Source organism: Priestia sp. YIM B13552 (assembly GCF_042787775.1).
GTDB classification, from domain to species: Bacteria; Bacillota; Bacilli; order Bacillales; family Bacillaceae_H; genus Priestia; species Priestia megaterium_E.
In genome coordinates, this window is sequence record NZ_JBHZOU010000006.1 from 216,482 (window position 1) to 235,526 (window position 19,045).

At 37.9% G+C, this 19,045-nt stretch carries 21 protein-coding genes and 3 other annotated features; of the genes, 4 read left to right on the forward strand and 17 right to left on the reverse strand.

Annotated features, from left to right (window positions below):
- Positions 1-31: 31 nt before the first annotated feature.
- The 3 genes from ACFX40_RS22225 to ACFX40_RS22235 all read right to left on the reverse strand — a co-directional run bounded on the left by ACFX40_RS22225 (position 32) and on the right by ACFX40_RS22235 (position 1,837).
- Positions 32-733: a poly-gamma-glutamate hydrolase family protein gene (locus tag ACFX40_RS22225; RefSeq protein ID WP_098332046.1), complete on the reverse strand. Its 702-nt coding sequence runs from the start codon at positions 731-733 to the stop codon at positions 32-34.
- A 555-nt stretch (positions 734-1,288) separates the two neighbouring features.
- The gene (locus ACFX40_RS22230) at positions 1,289-1,462 is read right to left on the reverse strand and encodes a hypothetical protein (protein ID WP_013057683.1); all 174 of its coding nucleotides are present in this window, start codon (positions 1,460-1,462) and stop codon (positions 1,289-1,291) included.
- A gap of 93 nt (positions 1,463-1,555) precedes the next feature.
- Entirely contained in the window at positions 1,556-1,837 is a 282-nt protein-coding gene (locus tag ACFX40_RS22235; protein WP_098524722.1) for a Fe-S cluster assembly protein HesB, read from the reverse strand.
- A 192-nt stretch (positions 1,838-2,029) separates the two neighbouring features.
- Here ACFX40_RS22235 and ACFX40_RS22240 point away from each other — a divergent pair, with 192 nt between their 5' ends.
- A complete protein-coding gene (locus tag ACFX40_RS22240; RefSeq protein WP_028409135.1) occupies positions 2,030-2,482 on the forward strand; it encodes a Dps family protein in 453 nt (150 codons plus the stop codon).
- A gap of 22 nt (positions 2,483-2,504) precedes the next feature.
- Here ACFX40_RS22240 and ACFX40_RS22245 read toward each other — a convergent pair whose 3' ends face one another.
- Positions 2,505-3,056 (reverse strand): hypothetical protein, encoded by a 552-nt coding sequence (locus tag ACFX40_RS22245; RefSeq protein WP_028409136.1) that lies wholly within the window; start codon positions 3,054-3,056, stop codon positions 2,505-2,507.
- 208 nt (positions 3,057-3,264) lie between these two features.
- Between ACFX40_RS22245 and ACFX40_RS22250 the strand changes: the two genes are divergently transcribed.
- A complete protein-coding gene (locus tag ACFX40_RS22250) occupies positions 3,265-3,897 on the forward strand; it encodes a spore coat protein (protein ID WP_028409137.1) in 633 nt (210 codons plus the stop codon).
- Between the two features lie 650 nt (positions 3,898-4,547).
- Positions 4,548-5,873, forward strand: coding sequence for a hemolysin family protein (locus ACFX40_RS22255; protein ID WP_377256354.1), 1,326 nt, complete (start codon positions 4,548-4,550; stop codon positions 5,871-5,873).
- A 29-nt stretch (positions 5,874-5,902) separates the two neighbouring features.
- On the opposite strand, the gene ACFX40_RS22260 is transcribed toward ACFX40_RS22255, so the two are convergent.
- The 5 genes from ACFX40_RS22260 to ACFX40_RS22280 all read right to left on the reverse strand — a co-directional run bounded on the left by ACFX40_RS22260 (position 5,903) and on the right by ACFX40_RS22280 (position 9,823).
- The gene (locus tag ACFX40_RS22260) at positions 5,903-6,856 is read right to left on the reverse strand and encodes a sporulation protein (RefSeq protein ID WP_377256357.1); all 954 of its coding nucleotides are present in this window, start codon (positions 6,854-6,856) and stop codon (positions 5,903-5,905) included.
- 123 nt (positions 6,857-6,979) lie between these two features.
- Positions 6,980-7,303: a hypothetical protein gene (locus ACFX40_RS22265; RefSeq protein ID WP_377256360.1), complete on the reverse strand. Its 324-nt coding sequence runs from the start codon at positions 7,301-7,303 to the stop codon at positions 6,980-6,982.
- A gap of 263 nt (positions 7,304-7,566) precedes the next feature.
- A complete protein-coding gene (locus ACFX40_RS22270) occupies positions 7,567-7,986 on the reverse strand; it encodes a CBS domain-containing protein (protein ID WP_013057690.1) in 420 nt (139 codons plus the stop codon).
- A 340-nt stretch (positions 7,987-8,326) separates the two neighbouring features.
- Positions 8,327-9,298: an extracellular catalytic domain type 1 short-chain-length polyhydroxyalkanoate depolymerase gene (locus ACFX40_RS22275; RefSeq protein WP_028409141.1), complete on the reverse strand. Its 972-nt coding sequence runs from the start codon at positions 9,296-9,298 to the stop codon at positions 8,327-8,329.
- Between the two features lie 366 nt (positions 9,299-9,664).
- The gene (locus ACFX40_RS22280; protein ID WP_176526451.1) at positions 9,665-9,823 is read right to left on the reverse strand and encodes a hypothetical protein; all 159 of its coding nucleotides are present in this window, start codon (positions 9,821-9,823) and stop codon (positions 9,665-9,667) included.
- A gap of 127 nt (positions 9,824-9,950) precedes the next feature.
- Here ACFX40_RS22280 and ACFX40_RS22285 point away from each other — a divergent pair, with 127 nt between their 5' ends.
- On the forward strand, positions 9,951-11,495 hold the full coding sequence (locus ACFX40_RS22285) for an FAD-dependent oxidoreductase (RefSeq protein ID WP_377256363.1): 1,545 nt from the start codon (positions 9,951-9,953) through the stop codon (positions 11,493-11,495).
- 42 nt (positions 11,496-11,537) lie between these two features.
- On the opposite strand, the gene ACFX40_RS22290 is transcribed toward ACFX40_RS22285, so the two are convergent.
- The 8 genes from ACFX40_RS22290 to ACFX40_RS22325 all read right to left on the reverse strand — a co-directional run bounded on the left by ACFX40_RS22290 (position 11,538) and on the right by ACFX40_RS22325 (position 19,024).
- Positions 11,538-11,783: a hypothetical protein gene (locus ACFX40_RS22290; protein WP_013057694.1), complete on the reverse strand. Its 246-nt coding sequence runs from the start codon at positions 11,781-11,783 to the stop codon at positions 11,538-11,540.
- 141 nt (positions 11,784-11,924) lie between these two features.
- The gene (aroA, locus tag ACFX40_RS22295) at positions 11,925-13,196 is read right to left on the reverse strand and encodes a 3-phosphoshikimate 1-carboxyvinyltransferase (RefSeq protein ID WP_098334414.1); all 1,272 of its coding nucleotides are present in this window, start codon (positions 13,194-13,196) and stop codon (positions 11,925-11,927) included.
- A 15-nt stretch (positions 13,197-13,211) separates the two neighbouring features.
- The gene (locus ACFX40_RS22300) at positions 13,212-14,069 is read right to left on the reverse strand and encodes a prephenate dehydrogenase (RefSeq protein WP_028409144.1); all 858 of its coding nucleotides are present in this window, start codon (positions 14,067-14,069) and stop codon (positions 13,212-13,214) included.
- Between the two features lie 20 nt (positions 14,070-14,089).
- The gene (gene aroC, locus ACFX40_RS22305) at positions 14,090-15,256 is read right to left on the reverse strand and encodes a chorismate synthase (RefSeq protein ID WP_013057697.1); all 1,167 of its coding nucleotides are present in this window, start codon (positions 15,254-15,256) and stop codon (positions 14,090-14,092) included.
- A gap of 48 nt (positions 15,257-15,304) precedes the next feature.
- Positions 15,305-15,505, reverse strand: a binding site (T-box leader).
- Positions 15,506-15,511: 6 nt separating this feature from the next.
- Positions 15,512-16,585: a bifunctional 3-deoxy-7-phosphoheptulonate synthase/chorismate mutase gene (locus ACFX40_RS22310; RefSeq protein WP_060746308.1), complete on the reverse strand. Its 1,074-nt coding sequence runs from the start codon at positions 16,583-16,585 to the stop codon at positions 15,512-15,514.
- Positions 16,586-16,711: 126 nt separating this feature from the next.
- Positions 16,712-16,918: a binding site (T-box leader), on the reverse strand.
- Positions 16,919-16,988: 70 nt separating this feature from the next.
- Positions 16,989-17,194: a binding site (T-box leader), on the reverse strand.
- Between the two features lie 200 nt (positions 17,195-17,394).
- Positions 17,395-17,853, reverse strand: a complete 459-nt coding sequence (locus tag ACFX40_RS22315; RefSeq protein WP_029322642.1) for a GNAT family N-acetyltransferase — start codon at positions 17,851-17,853, stop codon at positions 17,395-17,397.
- Positions 17,854-17,912: 59 nt separating this feature from the next.
- A complete protein-coding gene (locus ACFX40_RS22320; protein ID WP_028409146.1) occupies positions 17,913-18,443 on the reverse strand; it encodes a chromate transporter in 531 nt (176 codons plus the stop codon).
- Complete coding sequence (locus tag ACFX40_RS22325) at positions 18,440-19,024, reverse strand: chromate transporter (RefSeq protein ID WP_028409147.1); 585 nt, start codon at positions 19,022-19,024, stop codon at positions 18,440-18,442. The genes ACFX40_RS22320 and ACFX40_RS22325 overlap by 4 nt, the downstream gene beginning before the upstream one ends.
- Positions 19,025-19,045 lie beyond the last annotated feature (21 nt).

A 19,045-nucleotide genomic window follows, 5' to 3' on the forward strand; every position in this document is an offset into this window, starting at 1 on the left:
AGAATGCTTGCGAAAGCATTCTTTTTTGAATTCAGTAAGAAGTGGAAACGAATGTAGAAAGCAAATTTGTAAACTTATAAAAAGTTTGAGTTTTAGACGAAACTCTTCCTTTTGAAGTGAATGAATCAAACATAGCACTTCGCAGCGGTTGGCTAATCTCTAATTGAATACTTTTCCCGGTACGATTTTTATTTGCAATATTTCCAGGGTTAATGCCTGCAATCTCATCGTGTCCTTTTGTAATCAGTTCCGCCGGAAATCCATTTTGATTTAATAATTGCGTTAATTTTTTTGCGCGCTCCCGATCAGTCCCGCCCACAAAAATATGTTTTTCGTTTCCAGAATACCCGTGAAGAGATAAAACATTCTCATACTTGCTTACCATCTTACGCGCTGTGGGCTCATCAAAATGAGTGCTTGTGAGGTGCAGGTCTCGTGATCCTTTCGACTTTAACGATTCGAATAGGTAAAGAGCATTTTGTTTGCTAAGCTCTTTGGCAATTTCGCTTGTTCCACCTTCAATTCCTCCACCGTGTGGAGCAAAGATAAGGACAGGGCTTTTCGTTTCTTTAGTCGTCACTTTATAGCTAGCTGAAGACTCGTGCTGTGAGAGCTGCTTGAAATTTTGATATTTATCAGTTGACGCACTAGATGTATCTTGAAAAGGTGAAATAAATAAAACGAATAGACAGATACATAAGGTAGAGAAACTTACTAAACGATAGCTTTTCAATTTGTACTCCTGCTTTCTTTTGTGTAATAAGACCTAAAACATTAGAATCCTAAAAAATCCAAAAATAATATTTATAGTAGTCTTATTTACTTATCGTTATAAATTATAATTTATTTAATAGTTCTTAATACCTATTTATATTATTTAAAAAAACTTCAGCGCATATTCACTGAAGTTTTTTTACTTTTTTTGTTTTTATTTATTTAAAGCAAGCGCCAAACTAATTTTATCCAGCCAAAGAAGGCGATCCATAAAGGTATGCTCAAAGATGTTCCCCACGCTAAACCAATTAAGAAGTTTCCTCTTTCAATCATACAAACCACTCCTTATGAACATTGTAGGTGAACAAGTACAATTCTATACCTTCACTATAACAGAAAGCGCTTTCATTTAATAGTGACTTACACGTTTTTAGTGCTATATTCATACAGAAAACCGGATTTCAAGTAGATAAAGGGCGATATATAAGAAAATGAATAATTACGAGATGTGAAAGTATAATAATCTACTTAAAAAAAAGAAACCTTCTTTGAAGGCTTCTTTTCTAGGTGTTTTTTATTGTTCGCCGCTGCGCTGCAAGCGATTCTCAATAAATAGGCGCTCAACAAATTTATTTAACTGGGCTTGATACAAACGGCGCTCATCTAGCGTTTTTGCGTCTTGTATTTGCTGTTTAAAGCGTTTGATTTGCTGTCTTTGTTCAACCGTTACATGATGAGAAAGAAGCATAGGTCCCCCTCCATTTCACTAACGTTTGAATTAAGTAAACCAAGGTTTACCAAAACAAACAACAAACCTGTTAGCTTCTCTTACATAAATTTTTTACTCAGCCTCTTTAGCCCCAACTAATGCCAGACCTGGACCATACGGCGTTGTATGAACATCTAACATTAATTCATTTGTATAAGGCACAATAGAAGCTTCCATTGCTACTTGTACTCCGTCGACTTCATACATTTCATCATTTTCAAAAGGCTCTTCAAAAGCTAACCCAATATTAGGGATTTCACAGCTAATTCCTTTGAAATACAAGCGAATTCCTGTTATCTCCTGCTCTTCAAGTATATTGTTAATTAATTCTTTTGCTTCTGGTGTAATATGCATAGCTAACCCTTCTTCCTTTCAATACTCTTGCTCTATCCTATCATATCTTTAGAGTTTTTAAAGAGAATAACTGCAATTTAAAAGTACTTTGATTATTATTTAATAATCATTATAAATAAGTATTGATTTTAATTTGATATTTGATATAATATAGACATAAGATAACAACAACTCATTAGGAGGCTATTAACTATGAATTTAGAAAACGTATTGAACCAACAAATTGCCGATTTTAACGTATTGTATACGAAGCTGCATCGCTTTCACTGGTATGTAAAAGGTCCTCAATTTTTTACGCTTCATGAAAAATTTGAAGAATTCTATAATGAGACGGCGGACTATATAGATGAATATGCAGAACGATTACTAGCCATTGGAGGAAGTCCAATTGCTACAATGAAGCAATTTTTACAAGCAGCTACTCTTTCTGAAGATGGAAACGAGCAAACGAGTGAAGAAATGGTAGAAACTTTAATTAATGATTATATGCTACTTGTTAAAAACTTAAAAAACGCAGTTGAAAAAGCTGAAGCAGCACACGATCACGTAACAGCTGACTTATTCATTGGAACAATCGGTAACATTGAAAAACATATTTGGATGCTAAAAGCTGCTTTACCTGTAAAAACATCCGTAAACGCATAAAAAGAGCCTAACCGGCTCTTTTTTACGTTTGTTGATTTACTTTTTTTTGTCTTTGCAGCCACATAAAAAAAGACATATCATCGTGAATGTCATCTTCTAGCACAGCCTTATAGACATGATCACTCGTATAATAGCGATTATATCCGCTTTGCTGTTTGAAAAATAAAATGCATTCCCGCTTCTTTTCAGTGAGAAGTGATTTTAATAACTCTTGTTTCTCAACTTTGTCCTTCACGATATTTTCTGGAAGCACGGAAATATCAAGTTTCCACTCTTCTCCCTTCTGAATCATATACACACTCCACTGATACTTATCTTTTTCATTAGCAAATATCATCTTATAAGGGTTAAAACGCTTTGTAAGCTGATACCCCATGTGAAAAACAGATTCTTCATTCATTTCATCATTTCCTACGTAAAAATTAATGATGCGATTTGTCATGACATTTAATTCAAAACTCTCCCCTGAGAGAGGACAACCATATTCTCTTAACAGATCCAATAAATGATTGGATACCACCAGTTGATTTGCTTCGTGTTTTAATTCACTTGAGTATGACAGCAGCTCATTCATGTTTTTTGATTCCCCTATCTATAGATCGTGAATTGTTATTGATATTCGCTTTTTTTTTATAAAACCCTTTCACTTTTATCCTTTAATTAAATAACTAGTTGTAAATTAAGTTATGTAGAGCAACATTTTATGAATAAATCAAGTTTGAGTATAAAACCTGAAGAAGTTTAAAGACTATAGTCGATACCGATTTTAAGGAGGACTTAGTATGAATAATCACGAACTTCCTACAAACATGCAAACTGGAGCTATCCCCCCTCAATTGAACCATGGAGGGCATGAACTATTTGACGTTCATGAAACACTTGCCGGTTCGATTAATGTAATGGATCAGTTTATGATGTTTAGGCAATATGTAAAAGAACAAGAGCTGCTTGATATCATTGATCGGCAATATCAGTTTATTTTAAACGAATATAATTTAATCGTAGAAGCTTTTTCTACGGGTCAAAAGCCGGCCGGTTCTACACATGTGTATAACATGAAGCAGTCTAATACCTTTATTTATGGTTTAAAGCCTTCGCAGCCTAAAAAGCCGAATCAGTCCGTGGAGGAAATTAATGAAAAAGGCATATCAGGTCATATGCTAGGTCTAATCAAGTCTCAAGCATCTCTTTTAACCATGACCGCTTTAGAAATAACAAATCCTGTTGTTCGCCGAATATTCGGAGACAGTGTTCCTAATTGGATTGAAATGGCTTATGAAATTTCTCTTTATCAAAATAAACACCATTATTATCAAGTGCCGCAGCTTGCAAAAGAAGATATGCAGCAAATGATCACAAGTTTTACAAAAGCCACTGCCTCTCCTCAGATGCCTAATAACCATAACGTGCATTAATTAAAAAGAGGCTGGGGCAAACGTATTTTAATTAAAGGAAGATCCGAACGATTCATCGTTCGGGTCTTTTCATTAGTATGGTGAATATAGGTTATGTTTAGAGTAGCTTCTAGCTGTTGATTGGAGGGAAAGCGTAGCCTTGCACGGAAATCACCAGCAGTGTAACCACACGACCCGTACTAGATCATTTACTCAGTTTATTCGTCTTTAGATTGTATTGATTTTGTTATATCTCAATCTCGTTTTTTGTGTATATTTCAGAAAATGACAAAAAACTATGCATTTTGAATTATTTTCTGAATATTTGTAGTATTTTGATTAATTATGTATTATAATAAATTTAACCAATAGAAAGGAGTGAGAGATGCATCATATATACTCGGATTACAGTTAAAGGAGGTGTCATAACACGCTCGCAATACGTTTGCTAAAAGTCAGTTGAACTGTAGAACCGATATGTGATAGACCATGATGGTAAAGTTAAGATTAATTCCCCTAAATGAACATGTAACATAATAAACTGCTTCTTATTCTTTTTAAAGATAGAAGCAGTTTTTTTATGTGCGTTTTTCTTTTCCGGATTTAATACATGTTTTCTCCACTTTGGCTAACACTTAAGATATACATTTACGTACAAGGTGGTGACTTTAATGATCGCCGTAAAATTACTATTAGTCGCAGTTTTAATTGCATTAACTGCTTTTTTTGTAGCGACAGAATTCGCTATTGTAAAAGTAAGAAGTTCAAAAATTAATCAGCTTCTAGAAGAAGGAAATAAAAAAGCCGTCTCTGCCAAACATGTTATTACGCATCTAGATGAATATCTATCCGCTTGTCAGCTTGGTATCACCATCACGGCTCTCGGGCTTGGTTGGCTTGGTGAACCGACGCTAGATCGGTTGCTTCACCCTCTTTTTACTACCTTCCATACGAATGAGCCGCTTGCTGGCATTTTATCTTTTGTCATTGCATTTGTTGTTATTACTTTTTTACATGTTGTCTTGGGAGAATTAGCTCCTAAAACGTTTGCTATTCAAATGGCTGAACAAATTACGCTGAACTTTGCAAAACCGATTATCGTGTTTTACAAACTTATGTATCCGTTCATTAAAATATTAAACGGCTCAGCTCGTATGTTGACCAAGGTTTTTGGTATAACGATGATTTCAGAAAATGAAGCTGCTCATAGTGAAGAAGAGCTGCGCATTTTGTTATCTGAGAGCTTCGAAGGCGGCGAAATTAATCAATCCGAATATCGATATATGAGTAAAATTTTTGATTTTGATGATCGTTTAGCTAAAGAAGTAATGGTCCCTCGTACGGAAATTGTGAGTGCTTCCAAAGACGACGTCGTAGAGGTTTTTTTGCAAATCGCAAATGTCGAAAAATATACGCGCTATCCAATTGTTGAAGATGGGGATAAAGATAAAGTAATCGGTCTTGTTAATATCAAAGAAATTTATAATGATATTGTATTTAACGAAAAAGACGGCACTAATATGTTAGAATCATACGTCAAGCCTATTTTTAAAGTAATTGAAACTGTACCTATTCATGACTTGCTTGTAAAGATGCAAAAAGAACGTATCCAAATGGCTATTCTTTTTGATGAGTATGGCGGAACCGCTGGGCTTGTTACAGTAGAAGATATTATTGAAGAAATTGTAGGAGAAATTCGAGATGAGTTTGATACGGACGAAATTCCTTATGTACAAAAAATTAAAGACGATCATTATATTCTTGATGGAAAAATGCTCATTAGCCAAGTAAATGATTTACTCGGTACGGATATTAGCGATGAAGAAGTAGATACCATTGCCGGGTGGGTGTTAACCGAAAAGTTTGATGTGACCAAAAATGATATCATTCAGCATGAGCAATTTTACTTTAAAGTTCTGATTATAGAGGATTTTCACATTAAGTATATAGAAGTAAAAAAAAGAAAGAAGAAAGAAAAAAAGGATGATCATCATTAATCATCCTTTTTATTTATTCAAAATCCCTTTTACCAATCGTCTCCTCCATCAAAAAAATCTCCATCCAACAGATCCTCCCCGGCTTCTTCAATATCTTCTCCAATTTCGCCAAGCGCCGAGTCTTCAAACATATCATCCATCAAATTCTCAATGAGCAGTCCGCCTAACATACCGGCTGCAAAGCCTCCCATTGCTCCTCCCAAACCGCTCATACGTGGGTGGTGTGAATGCTGATCATAGTGAGAAGGCTTATAATACTCATAGTCTCGAGGATTTTCCATCATCTCTTCCATCGCTTCTTCCAGCAAGCGAGCGATAGTGGATGGCTGGCTTAGTTCATCATTTGTAAAAAAGAGTTCGTTTTTTATTTCCCTCTCTCGGCCGAAAGAAGGCAAATCCAGCTCCAATAACACGCGAATACCTTCTCGTTCAATGGCTACCTCAAACTCAACTTCATTTACATACCCCTTTAAGAAGTCTGTAGGAAAAAATGCAAATTCTTGTTTGTATCCGTTAAACTTTCCTGAATGATGTTTTTCTCTAAACCCAAGTGCTTCAAAGCCCTCTACTAACTGATATAAGCTTTTTGGAGCTTTAATGCGCACAGGGTCCCGGTCTGTTGAGTCTATTCCCCCTTCAATATCTAAGTGTGTCTTAAAAAAATAGCTGACGTTGCTCGCAGAGATTGGAAGATCCAAAGGTAAATGATATGTAAATGGAATTTCTTTTTTCTCGCCTTCATTAATTGTAAATGAAGAAGCTGCGCGTAGGCTTTCCACACGATGTGTATGCATTTGACCGCTTTTCATTTGAACTTCAAGCCAAAATTCGACATCAATTAAATTAATATGTTGCTGAACGTTTCCACCTTGGATGATAATAGCTCCTTCAATTACATGACCGAGCGTATAGGCCGTTTCATTTAGGCGTAAATCTACTTTGGCAGCTCCAACTCCAATTTTAGCAAACATTTTTTTAAACATTTTTTTTCCTCCTCCAAAATGCTCTTACTATATATACGAAGTATACCGTTTATAAGTTTCAACTTACAAAAAAAGAACTCAATTTCTTGAGTTCTTTCTGCTAAATCAACGCTTCATTTTAATTCAATTATTTATTAAATTAAAACACCCAGCCCCAACAGCAGCGACGTCTTTTACAACCGCCGTGGTTACCGCCATGACAACCGCCGTGACCTCCACCGTGGTTACCGTCGTGACCTCCGCCATGACAACCGCCGTGACCTCCACCGTGGTTACCGCCGTGACCTCCGCCATGGTTGCCACCATGATCTCCACCATGGTTACCGTCGTGACCTCCGCCATGGTTGCCACCATGATGGCATTTTTTATGTCCAGAACGATGATCATCATCATGTTTAGGACAATGATCGTTATGCTTATAATCGTTATGACAGCATTTTCCTTCATGGCTACTTCTTGGATCATAGCCAGAAGTTTTGTAATAATACTGATTAGAACACCAGCAACACTTCTTTTTATTGTTGTAACTCACATAAACCATCCTTATCTATAAATAAGATTTATATAGGCAATTTTATACCTATATATAAATAGATTATGTAAACTAGTACAAGGAAGTGCATTGCTGTGGGCCATGACCTAAGCCTGTTTTTAGGAGTATGTACGGGGGCGATAAGACAAGAAAAAAAGCCATCTAGAGATGACTTTTTTTATATTTGATTTTTCACTTTACTTGCGCTTTCTGCATAAAACTCTAGAATTTCTCTTCTTCTCACAATTCCAATAAATACACCTTGATCATCCGTTACAGGAACAAAATTTTGGTCAATTGCCTTTGAAAGGATGTTTTGAACTTCATCATATATAGCAACTGGGTTATAATCTTGATAGCGGTCAATCTCTGTTAATTTAATATTTTCCGTATCTTGAAAGCGATAGTCTCCTAGGCTTTTTAACTTCCAAAGAAGATCCCCTTCAGTAAGAACGCCCACATATTTACCATCATCGTCAACTAGTGGAACTGTAGAATAGCGATGATACTCCATTTTTTCAAGAGCCTGTCTTAATGTGGATTGAATATTTAGTGTTACAACATCACTTTTTGGTACTAAGAAAAATGCAATATTCATTTTTTAATCTCCTTTTCCTTACCCGCTCATCTTACAATTTCTATTTATTTTTTCAGTTTTCGGCTTATTTTAATGTTTTAATCATACAAAATGCAGCTCGCAGTTATCTTACATTTACAACTATAAGCTGTCAATCCTAAGCTATGTAATTTTGACTTCTTATTTTCTTTATTACAGTACCCGTTTTCTAAATAATCAAATCCTAATTTTTAGAAAAACACGTCTAGTTAAAATAATGGTTCCTGCAGCTGCTTCTTTATACTAATAAGGGCCGGAAGAGCTACTTTCAGCTCTTCTTCTCTGCGATAAGAACGCAACTGAACCTCATTATATGCTCTGTTTATACTTGTTGACTCATGAAAAAGTCCCACATGATTCGACTAGCGTTGGGGCCTTTAGGGTCTGTATAGCTGCCCGCTGAGTTCCCTCCTGACCATGCATGACCCATTCCATTGATAATATATTTATCAATAGCCAATTCTCCCTTGCTGCTTTCGTAGCGATATGTTGTATAATCCCGTCCAAAGAGAATTTTTTCTTCTCTCGTTTTAACCGGGCTATCTTGAATCCATCCATCTATTCTTCCGTTATAAGCAAGATTATTCGTTGTAATCCACTGGTGAACCACTTGATCTGCATTGGCTACATTTACCGTAGAATCAGCGTTACCATGAAATACAATGAGCGGCAGTGGCTTTGCACGTTTTCCCATTTGCTGATAAGCAATTCTCCCTTGTTTAACGGGGGAAGGACCTTTACTGGCCATGACAGAATACGCATTAAATACGTTAAGAGCCGCCTGATATTCGATACCTGCTGACACACCTATTCCAGCAAACAGTTCTGGATACGTTACCCCCATAACGATGCTCATTGCTCCTCCTGCTGACAGACCGGCAATAAACACTTTATTTTTCTGAATGAAGTGCATGTTTTGGACTTTTTTTACAATTCCTGCAATAATAGCTGGCTCGCCAAACCCTCTAATTTGATGAAGAGGTTCAAACCAGTTCCAGCATTTATTCATATTTGAGTTAGAAGACTGCTGTGGGTATACGACAATAAATTCCTTTTCATCGGCGAGCTCGTTCATTTGCGTGCCTATTGCAAAATCATCTGCATTTTGTGTACATCCATGCAGCATAACCATTAGTGGATAAGATTTTAAAATATGATAAGATTTAGGTAAATAGACCTTAAATTTTTTTCCTTTATGAGTATATGTTTTAAATGATTCAGATGACGCTTCTTGTTGTTCACTTGAAGACACAAGCGTTGACGTATTTATAACATTAGGTAGTGAACCCAACATGGTACCCCTCCTCTTTTTGTCAACGTTTTCATTTTTCTTCCCAATTACGTCCTGTATTACAATACTACATATTATTTCGTTTTTTTGCACGTTCTACATACTCTGAGAGTACAACTTATTTTGGTTTTAAGCCGTTTTTTATCTTCTTGAAATTTGGGATTTTTTTGCTATATATATACTTTATTACTATATATGAAAATTGTCACTATAATCATGAAAAAAGGACAAACATGCCGTTTGCCCTTTTATTTGGACCCTGATGTTTAAATACCTTTTGCCGAATTAAGCCTCTATACTTTTATTATATGATGCTCCCTATCATTTATATGAATTTATTGCTCTTCATGTTTAAATCTGTAACCTTTACTATTTCATACTCTGCTTTTTATTCACCACTTCTATCCTAGCAAACGGCAAGGTGCAGGTGCGGAAGCCACGTTGAAAAAGAAGAATCTTGAAGAGCAAATATTTTCGTTTAACCTCTGCTTCGTTCGCAACAATCGTACAAAGGCTGATTGCAATCACTCTTTTCCCCTCCTTTTGCTTAAATAGGCACAGCAAAGAGATGCTATTAGAGTAGATTCCTTTATTTTGCATACATTTTTTAGAAAACTATGGTAAAAATAAGATTTATCATATGGAGGTGAATAAATTGGCAAATATCCCAAAGGATACTGAGCCCTACTGGCGAGATCATTTAAAGTTTCCAACATACCCATCTCTTTCAGAAAATCGAAAAGTTGATGTTGTAGTAGTAGGAGGCGGTATTAGCGGTATTACAACAGCTTATTTATTACAAAAAGAAGGGCTGAACGTGGCGTTAATTGAAGCTGATAATATTTTAAATGGTACAACCGGTCACACAACAGCAAAGATTACAGCTCAGCATGACGTTATCTATGATGAGCTGCTTTCACACATTGGCGAAGAAAAAACGCTGCTGTATTATAAAGCAAACGAACAAGCTCTGCAGTTTATGACAAACTTAATTCAAACGGAAAACATTGACTGTGATTTTTCGGTACAAGATGCTTACTTATACGGAGAAACGCTGGAGTTTGATCATCGAGTTCGTAAAGAATTTCGAGCCTATCAGCGATTACATATTCCATGTGAATTTGCAACAGAGCTTCCTTTTAATTTTGATATTAGGGCAGCGGCTATTATGAAAGATCAAGCTCAGTTTCATCCGTTAAAATATCTGCTTCATTTAGTCAAAAAATTCACAGAAAGCGGCGGATTGATTTTTGAAAACACCGTAGCAACGGACGTAGAAGAAAGCACGTCGCCCACCGTTGTCACAAGAGACGGCCATCGAATTTCTTGCAAATATGTAGTGGCGTGTTCACACTTTCCATTTTATGATGGAGCGGGCTTTTACTATACGCGCATGTATGCCAAACGTTCGTATGTGTTAGCAGCAAAAGTTGAACAAGCTTACCCTGGAGGCATGTATTTAAGCGCTGATCAGCCTACTCATTCGCTGCGTTCAACAAAAGTTGACGGAGAAGAACTCATCTTAATTGGTGGAGAAGGCCACAAAGCTGGACAAGGAATTAATACTATGTTCCACTATGAGTCCCTTCAGAGGTTCGCTGAAGAAAATTTTACTGTTCAACATTTTCGTTATAAATGGTCTGCACAAGATTTATTTACGCTTGATAAAATTCCATATATCGGTCCCATTAAAGAAAGCAAGCCAAATATCTTTATTGCTACCGGATTTAAAAAATGGGGAATGACTCATAGCACCATTGCAGCACATATTATTCGAGATGCAATAACCGGAAAAGACAACCCATATGCAGAGTTGTATAATCCATCTCGTTTTTACGCGGACCCTAGCCTTAAGCATTTCTTTCGTCAAAATCTTGATGTGGCTGAACACTTTATTACCGGTAAGTTTTCAATGCCTGAAAAAGGACTGGATCAGCTCCAAAATGATGAAGGATCGGTCGTATATGTAAACAGCAAACGTACAGGGGCTTATAAAGATCCTCAAGGGAAGCTTCACTGCGTCGATACTACATGCACGCATTTAGGATGTGAAGTGAATTGGAACGCTGGTGACCGCACGTGGGACTGCCCTTGTCACGGTTCTCGTTTCTCTTACGACGGATCTGTGGTAGAAGGCCCTGCTAAAAAGCCGCTTACACCAGTGGATGTCAATTCAAGCGATAAAAAAAGCACGCCGTAGGGCATGCTTTTTTTATCATTATCAATGGATTCACATTTGAGTTTACTCTTTACATCCTTCTTTTCTAAAGTATCGATTATACACCAAAACCATTGCATAAATGACTAAAAAAGAAAATGTAAAGATAATTAACCTTCCAGATTCAGGGACATGATCAAGATAGTCTGTTTCAAAAAACATAACAAACATCAAAAATGGCAATAAAAATAAAAACCAAATAAAATCTCGATCCATAAACATTTTTATAAAAAATAAAATGGCCCCGATGTAGACAATCATCAAAAACATAATCATTCACCAAATTCTATTTAATACTAGAGGTGTTGTAATGATTATATCGGATTTCTCCGGCGAAATATAGAGTCATTGGTTTTAATTTTATAAATTCCTTACAACTTTCAAACTGTTATTTTAACATAATAAGGGAATTTACTGCTGTAAAGACTCTAAGTGAGCAAAGAACTGCGGGTAAGAGACGGATACCGCGTCGCGATTTTCAATAATTGTTTCCCCTTCTGCAATACAAGAGGCAACAGCGAGCATCATACCGATACGGTGATCTCCGTGGCTGTTTACATTTGCTCCGTGAAGTTTTGCACCTCCGTGAATAATCATTCCATCTTCCGTTGCTTCAATGTTAGCGCCCATTTTGGTTAACTCATTCACTACCGTATCAATACGGTTTGTTTCTTTGACTTTTAACTCTGCAGCATCTTTAATAACTGTAATCCCTTCTGCTTGCGTGGCAGCTAGTGCAATAATTGGGATTTCGTCAATTAAGCGTGGAATTAAGTCTCCGCCTACTTCTGTGCCTTTTAAGTGAGAAGCTTCTACAACTAAATCTGCATAGGGTTCTGCGGTTTCTTTTGTTTCTTTGACTGTCTCGATCGAAGCGCCCATATTTGAAAGCACATCTAAAATACCCGTTCGAGTCGGATTCATCCCCACTTTTTGAATTTCAATGCGGCTGTTTGCAATAATAGCCCCCGCTACTAAAAAGAATGCAGCTGACGAAATATCACCAGGCACTTCTACATGCGTTCCTCTTAACGTTTGACCGCCTTCAATTGAAACGGTTAAGCCTTCTTCTTCGACTTTAACACCAAATGCCTCTAGCATACGTTCTGTATGATCACGCGATTTCGCCGGTTCCGTTACAGAAGTTGTTCCTTCCGCCTGCAGTCCAGCAAGTAAAATAGCTGATTTTACTTGTGCGCTCGCAACGGGAGATGTATAGTGTATACCTTTTGCTTTCCCACCTCGTATAACAAGCGGTGTAAAATTAGCTTCTTTTCGGCCGTCTAAATGAATATTCATATCACGAAGCGGACCCGTCACACGCTTCATAGGGCGTTTGGCAATGGATTCGTCTCCAATCAATGTTGAATGAAAGGGTGTATTTGCTAAAATCCCCATCATGAGGCGAATCGTGGTGCCCGAATTTCCAACATCTAAAATATCAGATGGCTCTTTCAACGCTTGTATACCTTTTCCTTTTACCACGACGCTTTGTTCATCAATCATTTGAATATCTACACCTAGTTTTTGAAAGCAGGAAATGGTGCTAAGGCAATCGTCTCCTGGCAAAAATCCGTTAATCGTTGTTGTTCCTTCTGCAATCGAACCAAACATGACGGAACGGTGAGAAATGGATTTATCTCCTGGAATTTGAATCGTTCCTCGTAAAGCTTTTACTGTCACAATACGTCTCTCCTTTTATGCGTGAAGCGAATCACGAAATTCTTTCGCATCTGAAAAGTAATCAAATAATTCGTGACCGTCACCTTTTTCTACTAATAGTTTTACTTGTTCCATTTCTTTCATCCAGTCATCAAGCAATGTTAAAAGCATAGAACGGTTTTGTTTTAGTATATCTCTCCACATATGAGGGTTGCTTGAAGCAATTCTCGTAATATCTCGAAAACCGCCTGCTGCCATTTCCGTGACAAGATGATTCTGTGCTGAATATCCTTTTACTTGTCTTACAAGACTGGTCGCAATCACATGAGGTAAATGACTGACAACTCCAGTGATTTGGTCATGAGTAGCTGCATCAAGCGGTACAAATTGTGCACCTGTAGGCTCTAGCAAATGCATAAGCGCATCTATTTTTTCTTTTTGCTCATTTTCAAACGGCGTTAAAATATAGCGCGCCGAACAAAATAAATCCGCTCGTGCATTGACTGCACCGCTCGTATGAGAACCAGCCATCGGATGTCCGCCAATAAATGAAATACGTTTTTTATTCAGCGCTTCGGCTGATTTCATAATTTCACCTTTGGTACTTCCGACATCCGTTACGATAACCGTTTCTTTAAGCTTCCAAGTAGAAAGGTCGTGTATCCATGCTGTCGTGTACTCTACTGGAGTAGCAAGCACGATATAATCTGCTTGGGCTGCTTCTGTTTTTATATCTTCAGCTACATAATCAACGATACCTAGCTGGTTGGCTACTTGCACTTCATTTGTATTGATATCAGCTCCAACGACTGTGACGTGACGATGCTTCTTCATAGCTAGCGCTAATGATCCTCCAATAAGACCAACGCCAATAAGTAATACACGTGTTTTCACCTTTCATTCTCCTCTATTCATTAAAATTGCTTTGCGTATTCTTCATGTTTTTTTACGTTTTCTTGAATTAACTGAATTCGATCTGCTCCAAATTGATCGATAATAGCAGATGCTAGTTCCCAAGCAATCACTGATTCCGCTACAACCGCTGCCGCTGGTACTGCACAGCTGTCTGAGCGTTCAATACTTGCAGCAAATGGCTCTTTTGTATCAATATCTACACTTTGCAGCGGCTTGTATAAGGTAGGAATAGGTTTCATGACACCTCGCACAACAATCGGCATCCCTGTTGTCATGCCTCCTTCTAAACCTCCAGCATTGTTCGTTTTACGCGTATAGCCGTTTTGTTCATCCCATAGAATTTCATCATGGACTTCACTTCCCGGTCTGCGAGCTGCTTCAAAGCCTACGCCGATTTCAACGCCTTTAAACGCGTTAATGCTCATAATAGCAGCAGCTAGCTTTGAGTCTAACTTACGATCATAGTGCACGTAACTTCCCACTGCAGTAGGCATTCCTTCTACTACTACTTCCACTACGCCACCAATGCTGTCTCCATTTTCTTTTGCATCATCGATTGCTTTCATCATTTTCTGTCCCGCTTCTTCATCTAAGCAGCGAACAGGCGACGCTTCTGTTTTTTCCTGAAGTTCTGTCAGTGACTCATATGCCGTTTTTTCAGCTTTCACACCGCCGATTTCAAGTACGTGACATGCAATATTTACGCCTACAGCTTTTAGTACTTGTTTGGCAACTGCGCCTGTGGCTACTCGTACCGTCGTTTCACGAGCAGATGAACGTTCCAATACGTTTCGCATATCTCTGTGACCGTATTTAATCGCTCCATTTAAATCCGCATGACCTGGACGAGGTTTTGTAATTTGTCGCTTCACTTCTTCATCATGATCAACTGGATCAGCACCCATAATATTTCTCCAGTGAGTAAAATCTTTGTTTTCAACGACTAAAGCAATGGGTGAACCAAGCGTCTCACCGTGGCGAACCCCACCTTTAATCTGAACTTGATCTTTTTCAATCTGCATGCGGCGTCCGCGCCCATGTCCCTTTTGTCTTCTTGCTAAATCTTCATTAATATGTTCGGCTGTTAATTCAAGCCCTGCCGGTACTCCTTCAATAATCGCTGTTAATTGAGGTCCGTGCGATTCTCCTGCTGTTAAATATCTCATATTATCGATTCCTTTCTGTTATAAAAAATAAAAAACTCGCCCCTACGTCATAGGGACGAGTTTTTCTCGCGATACCACCCTAGTTGCAAACATTGCTTGCCACCTCGAATTGTTAACGATCCGCTGACCGCTCTATAAAAGAGTACTCAAAGAGTGTAATTCGCTCACATTTGTGTACTGACTTCCACCAACCGTCAGCTCTCTGAGACAGGGAAATGTTTGCTACTAGTTTCTTATCACTGTATCACTATGAAATTAAGATAATTTTACTGCTGCACCTTTTAATTCTTCCATGAATTTGTGGAATTCAGGAATGTTCATTTGCTGTGCTGAATCTGATAGTGCTACTGCTGGGTCTGGATGAACTTCTGCCATTACAGCATCTGCGCCGATAGCAATCGCTGCTTTTGCACATGGTAATAGTAAGTCTTTGCGTCCTGTTGAATGCGTTACGTCTACTACAACTGGTAAATGCGTTTCTTTTTTCAAGATTGGAACAGCTGAGATATCTAATGTGTTGCGTGTTGCACGCTCGTATGTGCGGATACCGCGTTCACAAAGAATAATGTTTCCATTTCCACGAGACATAATGTATTCAGCAGCGTTAATGAATTCTTCAATTGTTGCTGCCAATCCACGTTTTAAAAGAATTGGTTTGTCTACAGAACCTGCTGCTTTTAATAGCTCAAAGTTTTGCATGTTACGTGCACCAATTTGAATCACATCTACGTAGTCTAGAGCCGTTTCAATATCTTGAGGAGAAACAATTTCACTAATAATTGATAGGCCTAGCTCATCTCCTACTTGACGTAAGATTTTTAATCCTTCCACTCCAAGTCCTTGGAAATCGTAAGGTGATGTACGTGGTTTGAACGCTCCGCCGCGCATTAATGTAATGCCTTGTTCTTTAAGCGCTAAGCCCACTTCTTTTACTTGTTCGTAGCTTTCTACTGCACATGGTCCCATTACAAATTCTAAGTTTCCAGGTCCTACTTTAGTACCGTTGATGTCAACAATTGTATCTTCGGATTTCTTTTTACGAGATACAAGAAGTGCTTTGCGGTGGTCGTCTTCTTGAAGCTCTAAGCTAGCTTTGAAAATTTCTTTGAAAATATGCTGAATTGTTGAAGCTTCGAATGGACCATTATGTTTAGCTAAGATTTGATCTAACGATTTACGTTCACGAACTGGATCAAAGCGATTCACACCTTGTGTACCTTTTACTTTTCCAATTTCTTGTGCGATTTCACCGCGTTTGTTTAATAATTCTAAAATTTCTAAATTTATTTCGTCGATTTGTCCTCGTAATTGTTCTAATGATTTTGTCATTTTAAAAATCCTCCTTTGATTTTATAACCTCGAACGGACTTTCTCGTTTAGTTTGTATTGAAAAATCCGTTTTACACCTACACAGCCGCTTATGCGGATATACAAAAAGTCCCTACTGATTGTATCAGTAGGGACGAATTGATCGCGGTACCACCCTAATTGCAAGCATTGCTTGCCTCTTCATTAAGATAACGGCTATTGCCGCTTTTGACTATCGCCAAAAGAAAGCTCCAAGAATGTAATTCGCAATCTCTTTTGTACTGATTCGCACCAACCATCAGCTCTCTGAATACAGGGAAGATTTTGCTACTATGCTCTTTTCATCGCTTGTAATGGATATAAAATTATAACGGACCGAAATACAAAAAGTCCCTACTCACCCTTAAGATTTTTCTTAAGAGTCAGTAGGGACGAAAATTCGCGGTACCACCCTAGTTGCAAGCATTTTGCTTGCCTCTTCATTAAAATAACGGCTAGGCCGTCTTTTCCTGCTCGGAAAAGATGCTCAAGGAATGTACTTCGAAAAAATTTGTGTTCTGACTCGCAGCAACCGTCAGCTCTCTGTTACAGGGAAATTTTTTCTACTAGTGCTCCTATCAACGCTCAGTATTGACTATGTATGTGTACTTGGATAATCAGTTCCGATCGTTTGAAACTGTTTGTCGCTTCCAAGTTGTGTATAATGTTGTGTGATGTTGATTTGTATTATGAATGGTTTTTTTATCTTCGTCAACACTTTTTATTAATTTTTTTTATTTTTTTAAAACCACAGCTCTTTCAAACCCTTCTCTATCAAGAGTTTTGCTACTCTAATTTTTTTCAAACTTGTATTCCATTTCAGATTCACATTCAATAAATCCATGTTTTTGATACAAGCTTTTTCCAGCGGAAGAAGCATTTAACCATATTCGATTTACGCCACTTTTTTGGCAGTACTGCATCAAATGCTTTAAAATAGCTGAAGAATAGCCGTGCTTTCGGTGATCAAAAGCTGTATACATGTTCATAACATATGCTTCTTTTCCTTGGAGGTTACTCGGTGAAGGCGGACGTATAAAAAAGACGATGCTTCCTGCTGATACAATTTCTCCATCCGCTTTTAAAATGGCCGTATAGCTATTTGGATTATTTATATTTGCAGTAAAATATTCTTCTGTAGCTTTTTGAAACAGCTCCTCGTTCCCGTTTAATTCTCCCAGTTCTTTCATGAGCAACATTCGCAGTTTAACCAAATCCTGAACGTTTTCTAGCGCTGCTTTTTCAACCATAACTTCCCCTCTTTTCGTCTCTTTTACACAAAAAAACTCTCATTATTTGAGAGCTTCATTTAAGCAAGAAAAACAGCTCCGTATACGAGTGCTCCGACAATAACGAACGCTGGATGCACGCGCAATTTTTCTAATAAAAGAAAGCTTGCTGCTACTAAAAATAAAGTTTGCCATATACCTGAATCACCATATGAATTCATAAAAAATTCATACGCCATCAAGCCCAGTAAAATGGCGATAACGGGACGAATGTAGTTCGTCATTTTCTTAACATTTGGCGAATCTTTATACTTAAATAATATTCGAAGTAAAATAACTAAAAGTAAAACCGATGGAGCAATCGTTGCAAAAAGAGCAATCACAGAACCTAAAATCCCTGCCTGCTGATATCCGATAAACCCCGCCATTTTTGTTGCAATCGGACCAGGAAGCGCATTTCCAATTGCCAGCATTTCACTAAACTCTTTGACCGTAAGCCAATGATAGTGATCCACGACTTCTTTTTGAATAAGCGGAATCGACGCTGGTCCGCCTCCATAGCCTAAAATATTTGAAACAAAAAACGCCATAAATAGCTGAATATAAATCATACCGATTCCCTCTCTTGCTTGTGTTCAGCACTTTCGCCTTTTTTTCCTTTTCGTTTTAGCGGAATCCAAGCTGCTGCCATAAGAACAATAATAATGACCGCTGGATGGATATGGGCAAATTCCATTAATCCTAAGCTAATAATCAGTAAGATAATAGCTGGCGTCCACCCTAAACCAGACGTTGATTTTTTAAAAAAGTCCCACGTCATAACCGCGAGCATAACTCCCACTACAGGAACAACTGCTTTGGTCATGCCCATAACCCACGGCTGATCTTTAAATTGCGTTAAAGTTGTTAACAGCAATACCATTAAAAAAACGGTTGGAATAACGGCTGCAAATAAAGCTGTCCCGAGACCCAAAATACCGCCGACTCGATAGCCGATGTATCCAGCCAGTTTTGTAGCAATAGGCCCAGGAAGCGTATTGGCGATTGCTAATAAATCGCCAAATTCATCGTCATCCATCCACTTGTACGTATCGACCACTTCTTTTTTCACGAGTGGAATAGCTGAAGGCCCGCCTCCGTAGCCGAGCATACCTGAGCGAAAAAACGCTATAAAAATATCCAATTGTCGCATTTCTCGCGCTCCTTTCTCTGT

Coding starts and splice junctions, on each gene's coding strand:
- ACFX40_RS22230 (WP_013057683.1), bottom strand. CDS start 1,462: ATGCTTCTTTCTCATCATGTAACGGTTGAACAAAGACAGCAAATCAAA.
- ACFX40_RS22235 (WP_098524722.1), bottom strand. CDS start 1,837: ATGCATATTACACCAGAAGCAAAAGAATTAATTAACAATATACTTGAA.
- ACFX40_RS22240 (WP_028409135.1), top strand. CDS start 2,030: ATGAATTTAGAAAACGTATTGAACCAACAAATTGCCGATTTTAACGTA.
- ACFX40_RS22245 (WP_028409136.1), bottom strand. CDS start 3,056: ATGAATGAGCTGCTGTCATACTCAAGTGAATTAAAACACGAAGCAAAT.
- ACFX40_RS22250 (WP_028409137.1), top strand. CDS start 3,265: ATGAATAATCACGAACTTCCTACAAACATGCAAACTGGAGCTATCCCC.
- ACFX40_RS22255 (WP_377256354.1), top strand. CDS start 4,548: ATGATCGCCGTAAAATTACTATTAGTCGCAGTTTTAATTGCATTAACT.
- ACFX40_RS22260 (WP_377256357.1), bottom strand. CDS start 6,856: ATGTTTAAAAAAATGTTTGCTAAAATTGGAGTTGGAGCTGCCAAAGTA.
- ACFX40_RS22265 (WP_377256360.1), bottom strand. CDS start 7,303: ATGAAGGAAAATGCTGTCATAACGATTATAAGCATAACGATCATTGTC.
- ACFX40_RS22270 (WP_013057690.1), bottom strand. CDS start 7,986: ATGAATATTGCATTTTTCTTAGTACCAAAAAGTGATGTTGTAACACTA.
- ACFX40_RS22275 (WP_028409141.1), bottom strand. CDS start 9,298: ATGTTGGGTTCACTACCTAATGTTATAAATACGTCAACGCTTGTGTCT.
- ACFX40_RS22290 (WP_013057694.1), bottom strand. CDS start 11,783: ATGTTTTTGATGATTGTCTACATCGGGGCCATTTTATTTTTTATAAAA.
- aroC (WP_013057697.1), bottom strand. CDS start 15,256: ATGAGATATTTAACAGCAGGAGAATCGCACGGACCTCAATTAACAGCG.
- ACFX40_RS22310 (WP_060746308.1), bottom strand. CDS start 16,585: ATGACAAAATCATTAGAACAATTACGAGGACAAATCGACGAAATAAAT.
- ACFX40_RS22315 (WP_029322642.1), bottom strand. CDS start 17,853: ATGGTTGAAAAAGCAGCGCTAGAAAACGTTCAGGATTTGGTTAAACTG.
- ACFX40_RS22320 (WP_028409146.1), bottom strand. CDS start 18,443: ATGATTTATATTCAGCTATTTATGGCGTTTTTTGTTTCAAATATTTTA.
- ACFX40_RS22325 (WP_028409147.1), bottom strand. CDS start 19,024: ATGCGACAATTGGATATTTTTATAGCGTTTTTTCGCTCAGGTATGCTC.